The following is a 12,792-nucleotide window of genomic DNA, read 5'->3' as shown; positions in this document are numbered from 1 at the left end:
CTTTCGATCGGCGGCCCCGTGTGGGAGCCGGGTATATCCACTCTACACGTCGCGGCCGTGCGCCGTGCGCGGCCCGGCAGTGGCGTATCCCACACCGTCGTGACCGCATCGTTCGTCCACACCGTCCGTCCGCACCGTCGTGATCATGCCCGTCATGACCGCATCCGTCATGACCGCGCGACCGTAACTCAACATCAACCATCCAATCATGTTGAGTTACGGTCGTTTCAGGACCCTACAACGACCGTAACTCAACAGTAGAGGCGAAATAGTGTTGAGTTACGGTCGTTTCGGACAGTCAAAAAGGCCGTAACTCAACATCAGGAGCGAGATCCTGTTGAGTTACGGCCTTTCGATTCCGCAGAAGGCTGCAGCTTGCCGGACGCGCGCCCGTAGCTCGCCGACGTAAGCAAGCCGGCCCGGACACGCTGGCCGCTTTACGCCTTGATCTCCGGTGCGTGATCCGGTGCGCCGGCCTTCCGCACCTCCAGCGTTTCGATCCGTCGGCCGTCAACCTTCGTGATCACCATGTCGTAGCCGTCGTCGGAGTGCAGCACGTCGCCTTCCTCGCCCATCTTGCCGGTGTGCGCAAGGAAATAGCCGGCCACCGTCTCGTACGGGCCGTCTTCGAGCTCGATGCCGGTCAGATCGTCGAAGTCCTCGATCGTCATGCCGCCGTCCACCGTGGCCACGCCGTTCACGAACGCGGTGCGCCCGTTCTTCCCGGTCTTGCTCGACTCCTCCGGCAGATCGTACTCGTCGCGGATGTCGCCCACGAGCTCCTCGGTCATGTCCTCGAGCGTGACGATGCCGTCGGTGCCACCGTATTCATCGATGACCACGGCGAGGTGAATGCCGCGCTTGCGCAGCAGCGATAGGCTCGGCAGCAGCTTCGACGTGCCCGGCAGCGAGATCCCCTCGCGCGTCACGTCGGCCACGGTCTTCGCGTTCGGGTCGCGCACGTCGAGCAGGTCGCGCACGTGCACGAAGCCGATCACGTCGTCGAAGTCCTTGCCGGTGACCGGGTAGCGCGAGTACGGCATCTCGCGAACGTATGCAGCCGCGTCGGCGATCGACTGCGAACCGTCGAGGAACACGACGTCCGCACGCGGGCGCATGACCTCGGCCACGATCGTTTCGGACGCGTCGAACACGTCGTCCAGGATCGTGCGTTCGTCCTTGCTCAGCGACGTGTTCGTATTGACCAGCACGCGCAGCTCGTCGTCCGAGACTTCACTTTCCGTTTCGTTCGGATCGAAGCCGAGCAGACGGACGATACCGTTTGTGTTCTTGCCGATGAGCCAGATGATCGGACGGCAGATCGTCGCGAAGATGTCGATCGCGGGCACGACGGCGCGCGCGATCTGCTCGGTGCGCTGCATGGCGATGCGCTTCGGCACCATTTCCGAGATCACGATCGAGCAGTACGAGATGATGAGCGTGAGGCTGATGGTGGTCAGCGGCGCGGCGATGTGCGCGGGCACGCCCCAGCTTTCGACGACGGGCACGATGTACGGGGAGATCGACGATTCGCCGAACGATGCGGACAGGAAGCCGCAGAGCGTGACGCCGATCTGCACGGTGGACAGGAACGTGTTCGGGTCGCGGGCGATCTTCGCCACGCGGGCGCCGCGGGCATCCTCCTGTTCCATTTGGTCGACCTGCGAGCCGCGCAGCGAGACGAGCGCGAGTTCGGTGCCGGAGAAGATGGAACCGAGCAGGAGGAAGACGAAGATCAGGAGGATGTTCATACCAAGTGACATGACCTCCACTCTAGAGGTGTGGCACGTCAATCGGGCGGGTTTGGGGTTACGCGGGCCCTAGAAGCTGAGCACCTCGACTTTGCCGGTGGAGAGCTGGTAGCGCGCGCCGACGATCATGAGCCGATCGTGGGCCAGCGCGTCCTGAATCACCTCGGACCGCGTGACCAGCTCCTCGATCGTGTGCGCCACATGCACCCGCTCGAAATCCTCATGCGCGTCCAGTTCCGCCTCGCGCGCCTGCCACACGGAAATCCCCGCCGTGCGCAGCATAATCGAGTCGGCCGAAGCGATACGATCCGCCAGATCGTCCATCGCATCCGCGGCCTCCAACGAACCGGCAGCTTCGGCCGTCGTCGCTTCGATCATCTCGTCCAATTCACGCGCGGCCATATCGATCGCACCGCAACCCTCGTGTCCGAGAATCACCAGCAGACTCACATGCAGCTTGCTCACGGCATACTCCAGCGACGCAACCACTGCATCATCGAGAATCTGCCCGGCCGTGCGCACCGTGAACAGATCACCCAGCCCGGCGTCGAAAACGATTTCCGGCGGCACGCGTGAATCCGAGCACGCCAGCACGGCCGCGTCTGGATTCTGCCGGTCGATCAGCGACTCGCGCGTCGTCTCGTCCTGCCACGGATGCTCCGGCTTACCCTCGGCGAACCGACGGTTGCCAGCCAGCATGCGGCTCCACGTTGCGTTTGCGGTCGACTCTTCTGCCATATGTGCCTCCAGAAGTTGGTTCGCTCTCATCTTAATCGGTATCGTAGCGCGAAACCGGGTGTGATTATTCTCATGTGCGCTGCCGGCGCAGGGCTCGGCGCGGCGAGGCCGATCAGGATACGATAGATGTGGTGCCCGGCGGCTTACGGCCGGGCGGTGATTTTACGAAAGGAACGATGATGACCCTGCTGCAGCACGAGCTCACCGATTTCAAGGTGCAGGCCTTCCAGAACAACGAATTCCACGAGGTGACTAAGGCTGACGTGCTTGGCCACTGGTCCGTGTTCTTCTTCTACCCGGCCGACTTCACGTTCGTGTGCCCGACCGAGCTTGAAGACCTCGCCGCGAAGTACGAGGATTTCAAGAAGATCGGCTGCGAGATCTACTCCGTGTCCTGCGACACGCATTTCGTGCACAAGGCGTGGCACGACGCGAACGAGAAGATCGCGAAGATCCAGTACCCGATGCTGGCCGATCCGACCGCGCTGCTCGCGCGCGACCTCGACACCTACAACGAGGCGGACGGCATGGCCGAGCGTGGCGACTTCATCGTGAATCCTGAGGGCAAGGTCGTGGCGTACGAGGTCATCTCCTCGAACGTCGGCCGCAACGCGGACGAGCTGCTGCGCCGCGTGCAGGCGTCGCAGTTCGTGTACGAGCACGGCGATCAGGTCTGCCCGGCCAAGTGGCAGCCGGGTGAGGACACGATCGAGCCGAGCCTCGATCTGGTCGGCCTGCTCTGATCGTGACGTATTCCGCGGCTCCCTCAAGTGAGGGAGCCGTTTTCATCTCGGTTTCCTATGTCGTTTCCTGTGTCTGTGTAAAGGAGTTTGTATGACTGACACCAGCAATCTGTATGACGTGGTGGTGATCGGCGGCGGCCCGGCGGGACTCACCGCGGGTCTGTACCTTGCGCGCGCTCGCTACCGTGTGCTCGTGCTCGAGAAGGATGATTTCGGCGGGCAGATCACCATCACCAACGAAGTCGTGAACTACCCGGGCGTCGGCCGCACGACCGGCCGCGCGCTCACTCAGACCATGCGTCAGCAGGCTCGCGATTTCGGCGCGGAATTCCTCTCCGCGGAGGCTACCGGTCTTGACGTGAACGGCGACATCAAGACCGTGCACACTTCGCGCGGCGACCTGCGTACGTTCGGCATCGTGCTCGCCACCGGCGCGTCCCCGCGGCGGCTTGGGTTTGAAGGCGAGGCCGAGTACGCCGGCCGCGGCGTGGCCTACTGCGCCACCTGCGACGGCGAGTTCTTCACCGGTCGCGAAGTGCTGGTGATCGGCGGCGGATTCGCGGCGGCCGAGGAATCCGTATTCCTTACCAAGTACGCGAGCAAGGTCACCGTGCTCGTACGCGAGCCGGACTTCACCTGCGACGCGTCCGTCGCGGCGGAAGCGAAGAAGAACCCGAAGATCGACGTGCGCTACAACACGGTGCTCGACGGCGTGACGGCCGGTCAGGGCGGTCTGCGCGAGGCGACGATCCGCAACGTTTCGACCGGGGAGACGGAGACGTGGAAGCCGGCCGATGACGGCACGTTCGGCGTGTTCGTATTCGCCGGATACGTGCCGGCGACCGATCTCGTGCGCGGTATCGTCGAACTCGACGATCATGGATACGTGGTCACGCACGGCTATCTCGAAACGTCGGTGCCGGGCGTGTATGCGGCCGGTGATCTGCGTGTCAAGAACCTGCGTCAGGTCGTCACCGCGACGGCCGACGGTGCGATCGCGGCCGTCGAACTCGAGCGGTATGCGAAGTCGATGAGCGAGAAGACCGGACTCGTGCCGCCGCGTCCGACCACGAGCGCGTATGAGCAGGCCGAAGCCGCTGCTGCTGCAAACGTAAGCGCCGCTGCGAACGCTGGCACCACGCCGGCTCCTGCACCGGTCAAGCGCAGTGCGGATGCCGCTGCGGCCGCCGTACAGACCGCGAAGAAACCCGGCGAACTGTTCTCCGCCGCGATCAAGCAGCAGCTCGGCGTCGTCTTCGGCCGTATGACCCGGCCGGTCACGCTCGTGCTGGAGCTGGACGACACCCCGCTGTCCGCGGAATTGCAGGGATTCATCGGTGAGATGGTCGCGCTGTCCGGCGGTAAGCTGAACTCGGTCGCGATCGATGCGGCCGGTTTGGTTTCGGCCGTTGACGGCGAGAGCGTGCCGACGTCGCTGGTGGTCGGCGAGCCGGCGACGATCGTGTTGCCCGACGACTCCGGTACCGAACTGCCGGTGTATGGATCGCTGGATGAGTCTGGCCGCGCCGAGTTCGATCCGGCTGGGCTGCTGCCGGTCGCTCGCCCTGCCGTGCGGCTATGCGCGTGGGACGAGTCGGCTGAACGGCTTACCTTCACCGGACTTGCGTTTCACGGTGTGCCGAGCGGCCATGAGTTCAACTCGTTCGTGCTGGGACTGTACAACGCGGCCGGCCCGGGTCAGCCGTTGGACGACGACCTGCGTGAGCGTGCGGTGGCGGCCAGCCCGACCGACATCATGATTCTGGTGTCGCTCACCTGCACGATGTGCCCGGAGACGGTGCTCGCTTCGCAGCGCATCGCGTCGCTCAATCCCGGTGTGCGGGCGGAGGCGTACGACATCTCGCACTTCCCCGAGCTCAAGGACCAGTATGGCGCGATGAGTGTGCCGTGCATCGTCATCAATCAAGGCGGCGAGCAGAAGGTCGAGTTCGGCAAGAAGAGCGTGCCGCAGATGCTCAGCCTGATCGGGGCATAGGGTGGGCCGACCGGCCTGATTGGGGGCAGATACATGTGGCTGGTTCCCGGGATTGTTCATCAGCAATCCCGGGAACCGGCCATGTTCTGTTTTCAGACGCAAACCGTGCTATTCCGCCGATCGAGTCTGTGCGATTGTTGCATAATGTGCGGTTGCCGGTTCCCGAGATGTGTTTAGCTGATCCCGGGAACCGGCAACCACCCACTCAGCGCTGCCGCCCCGCCCTCTTCACCAAGGTCGCACTCACCAGCGCCACCGCATACAGCACCGTGATCACGGGGATCAACGCCGCATACCGATGCGCCTGATCGGGCGCATGCGTGACCACGAACGACGCCAGCTGATTGCCGCTCAACCCCGCGAACGCCCATGCGCTCAGCGTCAGGCCGTGCGTGGTCGACACGGTTTTCGTGCCGAAATGCTGATCGAGCAGCACCGGCAGCGTGGAGAAGCCGCCGCCGTAGCCCGCGTTGACGAGGAACAGCATGGCCAGCACCGCCCACAGTAGTGCGTTGTCAATGCTGTTGAGCGCCACCTGCAGCAGGCACACAGCGATCGACATCATAAAGATGATCTGGTAGACGCTTTCGCGCCGTTTGAGATGGTCGGAGATCGTGGAGAAGCCGATGCGGCCGGCTGCGTTGAACACGGCGTCGATGGCGAGTACGAGGCCGATGGCACCCGCGATCGCGGCGGCCAGCTCGCTCTGGCTCAGACCCGCATACTGCGGGAACGCCTGCAGCACGTCGTGCAGGATGTCCTTCTCCTGACTGATGAGCGCAAGGCCGCAGGTGATGTTGAGATAGAACGCGATCCAGATGCCCCAGAACACGGGCTTGGTCAGAATCGTGCGGCGGCTGACGTGCGAGGTCGCTGGATCGTAGACCCATCCGGCCGGGCGGCGAATCAGCAGGAATCCGACGACCATCATCACCGCGTACACCGCGGCGAGCACGTAAAACATGTTGACCAACCCGACTGTGCCGATCAGCCATTCCATCACCGGACTGGCGATGGCCTTGGCCAAGCCGAATCCGGCGACGGCAATGCCGGTCGCAAGTCCCTTGTTGTCCGCGAACCACAGCATAAGATTCTTGACCGGCGTCAGGTAGCCGACGCCTAGACCGACGCCCATGATCGCGCCGTAACAGATGAACACACCCGGCAGAAAGTGCAGCGCGATGCTCGTGCCCGTGCCGGCGAAGCCAATCACAAAGCAGATCATGGACACGAGCGCGGACCGCTTGATGTTTTTCTCCACCATCGGCCCGGCGAATGCGGCGGACATGCCGAGGAAGAAGATGGCGAGCGAAAACGCCCATTCCACCGAGGACGGGCTGGCGTCGAGCTGATCGGCGATCAGCTGCTTGAACACGCTCCAACAGTAGACGGTGCCGATCGGGATGTGAATCAGCAGTGCGGGAAGAATGGCGCTGGTCCAACGGTTCGTGGCGAGACGTGCCATGCCTGGGTCCTTTCGTGGCTGGCGATATGGTTGGTATTCGCCGGTTTGCAGGAGGCTCCCGCCGCGCGCACGTCGTTTCCAGATGCCTTCCCCCTCGCGCGCTCCACGCGAGCTTGTCGCGCGAACGCAACGTGGAACGAACATCATTGGTGTGCGTTTCATCGACGTTGTTACTCCTGTCAACGCCGACGAAACACACTATACTGCCGTTTTTGGTATGCGACGCGCAACTTGCGTCGGAATCATGCGTGAGATTATTCACATTGATTACGTGCTGGTTGATAACCGTCACTCTGTGCGCGCGATCGTAACGTCTGCGCGTACTGAGTGACGTTTGGAAGGTCTGAATCATCACTCTGTGCGCGCCCATGTCGCGATTGCGCGCACAGAGTGATGGTACGGGGATGACGTGTGCCGAGGTTGGACATGACAAAGCCTCCGCAGGGTTGGGCGGAGGCGTACGGTCGCCTGAAGCAGAAAGGCGGCCGGATCAGCAGGGTGTCAGTGTGATCGTATAGGCATCACCTCGGTTGAGTCTCGGGTTGTAAAAAGGATGTTTGTGGGGGCACGGGATGGAATACGGAACGAATTTGCCATCGCGTGACCCTGCTGTCGGTCACGCGATGGAATTTGGCTGTGATTTGCCGTCGCGTGACCGTACAACGGGGATATTTGGCGGTCACGGGATGGAATCGTAGTGCTACACATCCATCGCGTGATTGAGGCGGTGGTCACGGGATGGAATATGAGTGTGCTTTTCCATCCCGTGACCTCGAAGAAGGTGTCCGCACGGTCACAGGATGGCATTTCGGATATCGTGAACCATCGCGTGACTGAGGGATCGTCACGCGATGGAAAAAGAGGCGGTTTTTCCATCGCGTGACCTTGTCGCTACTTGTCGAAGACGACGTGGTAGGTGCGGGTGGCGGTACCGTCCTCGGAGGCGACGATCACCTGCGTCTCGGCATCGCCGTCCGTATCGTTGCCGGGCACCACGGTCACGGCCGCGTTGTTGCCGGCGGGCAGCACCGCGAGGTTCGGCGCATGTCCGGTCGATCCGACAGCCGCAACGTGCACGGTTTCGACTGTCGGGTCGAATCCGGCCAGCGCCTCGCCGTCCACGGTCAGTCCGGCGATCGTCGCGTCGGAGTTGAGCGTCGGGATCTGCGCGTCGCCACGCACCTCGGTGATCGCCACGACCGCATCCTCGGCCGACTCGAACGTGATCCGAATGCGCGACGTGCGCACCATGTCGAACGAGTAGGTCGTCTCGTTGCCCTTCGACGACATCGACGACCCCGGCTTGTCGCCGACGGTCGCGTACACCCACGCGGCGTCGTTGGTCTGCTCGACCGGATGCGGCGCGACGGCCAGTCCTCGCACTGGCTGCCAGTCGCCGTTCGCGTCGAGATATTCGACGCCGACGTGCTCCGGCAACGCCACGTGATCGCCGTCCAGGCAGTAATACACGGTGAACGCGCCGAGGATGAACGGCGTCTCCTCGCCATAGCCGAAACGGTACTCGAGCCACGCGGTGCGCGACGGGTCTCCAGTGGTGGACCAACGGTTCTTCAGGTTGTAGCCCACGCGCGGCGTGTACGAGACGATGCCGTCCATGAGCAGCGAGCTGTCCTCCTGCGCCTTTGGATCGGGGTTCGTATAGGACGCGCGCACCTGCGGGTACACGTCGTTGCGATACGAGAACAGGTCGCGGTTCTGCACGTGGTCGTCGGTCACGCGAACGTGTGCAACGGCCCGCTCATCGATGCCCTCGACCGTACCGAGCAGTGAGAACGTGCCCGGATGGCGGTACGTGACCTCTTCCGGAACGTCCCAGACGACCGGGCGTTGTTCCTTCGCGCCGTCGGACCAGTAGACGGTGACTTCGGGCACGGTTTCCTGGATGAGCGGTTCGATGCCGGTGATCGTTGCGAGCGACACCGTTTGTACTGCGGCGACTTCGACCACATGCACGGTGGTCGTCACGTCGCGATCGAACCGTGCGATCGTGCCGCGCAGTGTGACGTTGCCGGCGTGGTCGCACGTCTCGTCCGGCACGGGTTCCCACGTGATCGGCAGCGGCGCGTCGACGCCGTGGCCGAATGTGACGGTTGCGGTGGCGGGCAGCTCCGGCGCGGTGCCGACGGTGGTGCGCACGTTGGCGACGGTCGTCTTGACCGGGATCTTCGGTTCACTGCCGGCGGTGACGGTGACGATCGCGGGTGCGCTGGTCTTGGTCACGCCGCCGTAGGTGACGGTTGCAGTAACGTTCGCCGTGCCGGACAGTCGAGCCTCGATAGTGCCATCGTGTGCAACACCGGCAACCGACTCGTCGCTGGATGCGAACGTTATCGTCGCGTCGTCGTTCATCGCCAGTTCGATCGGCCTGCCGACCTCGTCGGTCGCGCGGACCGACAGTACGGTCGTCTCGTCTTCGGTCAGCGTGTGCGTCGACGGTACGATCGTCACTTCGGCGACCGGTGCCGGCGGCACGTCGAGATCGAGCGCGTACGAGCCGTGCTGCTCGCCGTCCTCGGACGTGACGCGTACGACGTACGAACCGTACGGATAGTGCAGCGGCGGCACGACGACCGCGGTCGCGTTGTCGGCCGCGGCGACTTCGATGACCGGCGCAGGATCGGTGTACGAGCGATGCAGCGTGTAACGGTGCGTATCGGCGGCGAAGTCGGCGAGCGGCTTGCCGTCCACGGTGATCGACGCGAGATCGGTCGTGTCGTGCGCGGTCTCGTCAGCGGACGTCAGCGTACGCACGGTGGCAGTGACCGGCAGATCGTAGCCTTCGACGGTGCCGTTGAACGTCTTGATATCGCCGGATACGTTGGTTGCGGCGGGCTGCCATGCGACCGGAGCGTCGGTCTCGCTGCCGTCGTCGAAGATAATCATCGCACGGGCCGGGAGTGCAGGATCGGCACCGGCTGCGACGGCCAGCGTGACCGGACGTGCGGTAAGCGGATGCGTGACAGTCACGGTTGCGTGCGCCGGCAGACCGGCGGCCTCGCCGTTGACGACGAAGGACTGCGCACCGGACTTGGCTTCGGCTACAGCGATCTGGTCGAGCAACTCAGCGGTCTCCCATTCAACCGGCTCGTCAACCGTGGTGTTATTCGCAAGCAATACGGTCACGGTCTGCGGCAGCGCCGGGGTTTCGCCGGCGCGCACGCGCACCACGGCGTTGTGCACCTCAAGCACGGCGTCAGTGGCCCGGCCAGTCACGGACTCGGTCAGGAACATGTCGACGGAGTCTGAGCGTAGGCCTTTGGCGGTGGCGGTCACGCGGATCGGCTTGCCGGAACCGTCGGAGGCGACGATCGCCAGCACCTTGCCGGAATACGCGGAATGCACTGGCGACTGCAGCGGCTCGGTGTTCGCCTGATAGCCGTTGTCAGTGCCGAGCAGACGTCCGTGTTCCACGTGAAACACGATCTCGTTGTTTGCGCGTGGCACGATCACGCCGGCATCATCGATCACGTCGGCCTCGATAAAACTCAGGTCGTGACCGTCGCCACCGATCACATGACGGTCCGGAATCAGCCGAATCCCAGCCGGTGCACCCGCGGTCGTGATCGAATCACGCGCGACGATCCTGCCGGTCTTGTCGTACGCGACAACCGACACCGTACCCGGCTCGAACGGCACCTCCCACTGCAATGTCAGCTGTTTCGGCTCGTTGCCGTTCTTCTGGTAGCGGTACTCGAACGGCTTGTCGGCGTACTTGTTGCTCAGGTGGAACGTCGCCTCGTGTGACTCGAACTCGCGCACTCCCAAAGACCGACCATTGAGGAACAGCTCGGCGCTCGCGGCGTTCGTGTATGCCCACACGGCCACCGATTCGCCCTCGTCCCAGTTCCAGTGCGGCAGCAGATGCACCATCGGTGCGTCCTCCGGGTCGGTCCACAGCGCCTTGTACAGCCACCACGGGTTCTTCGGGAAGCCGGCCGTGTCGACCATGCCGTAGTACGAACGCAACGGAGCCAGCACGGTGCCGTCGGATTCCGGCATTTCCGGCTTGTTCCAGTAGAAGTTCGAGATGTACGGCGCCGGCTCGCCGATATAGTCGAAGCCGGTCCACGCGAACTCGCCGACGTTGAACGGCAGGTTCACGAGACGGTCGAACGCGATGTCGAGCGGGTAACCGCGGTTCGTGGTGACGTTGTAGTCAGAGATCTCGTACGTGTCCTCCGTCCACGGCCGGCGGCCTTTGGCGAACGGGTAGTCGCGGCCGCGCAGCTGCCATTCGTCGGTGAGGATCGTCGGGTGCACGTAGAAGCCGCGGCACGGCGTGCAGTTGCCGGATTCGGAGTTGAGGATGACGTCGTTCGGGTGCTTCTCGTGCACCTTCTCCATCTGGTCGCGGTTGATGTACGAGTAGCCGCGCACGTCCATCTGCTCGTGGATCTTGTTGCCGATGCCGTCGATGCCCTTGGACAGGTAGGACGCGTCGTTGACGGAGTTCGGACGGGTCGGGTCGAGCAGGTGGCAGCGGCGGGTCAGATCGGCGGCGATCGGGATCTCGGCCTCCTGCCAGGCGACCTCATTGCCCATGCCCCACATGAACACGGCCGGCTCGTTGCGGTCGCGCAGGATCATCGCGGCGAGATCCTCCGGGTAATCGGTCGCGAAATAATTGCTGTAGTCGTTGCGGTTCTTCGGCGCGGTCCACATGTCGGTGAGTTCCTCGAGCAGCAGGAAGCCCATGCGGCTGCACTCCTCGGCCCAGACCTTGGAGCACGGGTTGTGGCTGGTGCGGATGGCGTTGACGCCCGCGTCCTTGAGGATTTCGAGCTGGCGTACGACGGCGCGGCGGTAGGTGGCCGCGCCCAGCGCGCCGAGGTCATGGTGCATGCACATGCCGAGCGCGCGCATGTTCACGCCGTTGAGATACAGGCCGGAGGCCGGGTCGAGCGTGATCCAGCGCAGGCCGATTGCGATGTCGGTTGCGTCGAGCGGTGTAGCGGCGGGTGCAGCATCGTCCGCTCCCCCGGCGAACACGGTGGTGCGTAGCGTGTAGCGGTACGGGTCGGCGGTGCTCCACAGGTGCGGGTTCGGCACGGCGATGGTCTGCTCGTAGCGGTTGGTGGCACCCGTGTCGCTGTAATGGTCGGCCGCGTGCGTACTGTCCGGCATGTTCGCGGGGACGATGACGTTGCTGCTGACTGCAGCGACGACGGTACCGTCGGCGCTGACGATTTCGTTGCGTAGCGTGACGGCTGCATCGCGTGCAGTATCGTTTGCAATGATCGTCGCGACGCGAACGTTTGCGACATCTTGCTTGACATCGTTTTCAAGCGTCGGCGTGGTGACCTGTGTGCCGAATCGGGCGACGTGGATCGGAGCGGTGACGGTGAGCGTCACGTCGCGGTAGATGCCGGCACCGGCGTACCAGCGCGAGCTCGGCTCCTCGTTGTTGGACCGCACGGTGATAACGTTTTCCTCACCGAGCCTGAGTCTGCTGGTCAGATCGACACTGAACGCGGTGTAGCCGTAGTGGTGTTCGGCGATCTTCTCGCCGTTGAGCCAGATCTCGGCGCGGTCCATCACGCCGTCGAAGTCGAGCGTGACGCGCTTGCCTTCCAACGTGGTCGGGGCGACGAAGGTTTTGCGATACCAGCCTTCGCCGACCTTGAGGTAGCCGACGGTGGCGCGGGCGTTGCGGGAGAACTTGCCCTCGACGCCGTAGTCGTGCGGCAGGGTGACGGGGCGCCAGTCGGCGTCGTCGTAGCCGGGCTTCTCCGCGCCGTTCGGCGTACCGCGGAAGAAGCGCCATCCGTGGTTGAAATCGTTGGCGCGCTTGGTGAACGCGTCGGTCGGGTGAGTGTCTGTCGTCATCGTAAGACCTCCATTGACGGGTGATGAGCGAGCTTGGTGCATCATTGCGGGTTGATCCCGGCTTCGTCTTCGAGGGAATCCGGGGAACTTCTATGTGACATGAACCAGCATATCATCTCATCGATGAGATGATTGAAAAATACTGATTTGATAGGGTATCAAAACGCCGTGAATGGCGCGAAAATCTTAACGATGATATAGTGCTGAGTCAGATCAACGAACGATGCATCAACGGCGTGTCGCGAAGTCGCG

The 12,792-nt window shown here is 63.4% G+C and carries 6 protein-coding genes; 2 read left to right on the top strand and 4 right to left on the bottom strand.

The window, feature by feature from the left end:
• Positions 1-437 precede the first annotated feature (437 nt).
• Both DSM100688_RS08770 and DSM100688_RS08765 read right to left on the bottom strand, forming a co-directional pair.
• Positions 438-1,763: a hemolysin family protein gene (locus DSM100688_RS08770; protein WP_152358718.1), complete on the bottom strand. Its 1,326-nt coding sequence runs from the start codon at positions 1,761-1,763 to the stop codon at positions 438-440.
• A 57-nt stretch (positions 1,764-1,820) separates the two neighbouring features.
• Positions 1,821-2,489, bottom strand: coding sequence for a carbonic anhydrase (locus DSM100688_RS08765; protein WP_239519419.1), 669 nt, complete (start codon positions 2,487-2,489; stop codon positions 1,821-1,823).
• Positions 2,490-2,668: 179 nt separating this feature from the next.
• On the opposite strand from DSM100688_RS08765, the gene ahpC reads away from it, so the two are divergent.
• Both ahpC and DSM100688_RS08755 read left to right on the top strand, forming a co-directional pair.
• A complete protein-coding gene (ahpC, locus tag DSM100688_RS08760; protein WP_033494954.1) occupies positions 2,669-3,232 on the top strand; it encodes an alkyl hydroperoxide reductase subunit C in 564 nt (187 codons plus the stop codon).
• A gap of 91 nt (positions 3,233-3,323) precedes the next feature.
• Positions 3,324-5,228: an FAD-dependent oxidoreductase gene (locus tag DSM100688_RS08755; protein ID WP_152358717.1), complete on the top strand. Its 1,905-nt coding sequence runs from the start codon at positions 3,324-3,326 to the stop codon at positions 5,226-5,228.
• 205 nt (positions 5,229-5,433) lie between these two features.
• On the opposite strand, the gene DSM100688_RS08750 is transcribed toward DSM100688_RS08755, so the two are convergent.
• The gene (locus DSM100688_RS08750; RefSeq protein ID WP_152358716.1) at positions 5,434-6,693 is read right to left on the bottom strand and encodes an OFA family MFS transporter; all 1,260 of its coding nucleotides are present in this window, start codon (positions 6,691-6,693) and stop codon (positions 5,434-5,436) included.
• 891 nt (positions 6,694-7,584) lie between these two features.
• Positions 7,585-12,540, bottom strand: coding sequence for an Ig-like domain-containing protein (locus DSM100688_RS08745; RefSeq protein WP_163146926.1), 4,956 nt, complete (start codon positions 12,538-12,540; stop codon positions 7,585-7,587).
• Positions 12,541-12,792: the final 252 nt, after the last annotated feature.

The sequence above is a fragment of the Bifidobacterium ramosum genome (genome assembly GCF_009299505.1).
GTDB classification, from domain to species: Bacteria; Actinomycetota; Actinomycetes; order Actinomycetales; family Bifidobacteriaceae; genus Bifidobacterium; species Bifidobacterium ramosum.
The sequence above is the reverse complement of the archived record's forward strand: the minus strand, read 5'-3'. Positions and strand labels throughout refer to the sequence as shown.

Excerpts from the sequence above, each read along its gene's own strand:
- DSM100688_RS08750 (WP_152358716.1), bottom strand. The coding sequence starts at position 6,693 with ATGGCACGTCTCGCCACGAACCGTTGGACCAGCGCCATTCTTCCCGCA.
- DSM100688_RS08770 (WP_152358718.1), bottom strand. The coding sequence starts at position 1,763 with ATGTCACTTGGTATGAACATCCTCCTGATCTTCGTCTTCCTCCTGCTC.
- ahpC (WP_033494954.1), top strand. The coding sequence starts at position 2,669 with ATGACCCTGCTGCAGCACGAGCTCACCGATTTCAAGGTGCAGGCCTTC.
- DSM100688_RS08755 (WP_152358717.1), top strand. The coding sequence starts at position 3,324 with ATGACTGACACCAGCAATCTGTATGACGTGGTGGTGATCGGCGGCGGC.
- DSM100688_RS08765 (WP_239519419.1), bottom strand. The coding sequence starts at position 2,489 with ATGGCAGAAGAGTCGACCGCAAACGCAACGTGGAGCCGCATGCTGGCT.
- DSM100688_RS08745 (WP_163146926.1), bottom strand. The coding sequence starts at position 12,540 with ATGACGACAGACACTCACCCGACCGACGCGTTCACCAAGCGCGCCAAC.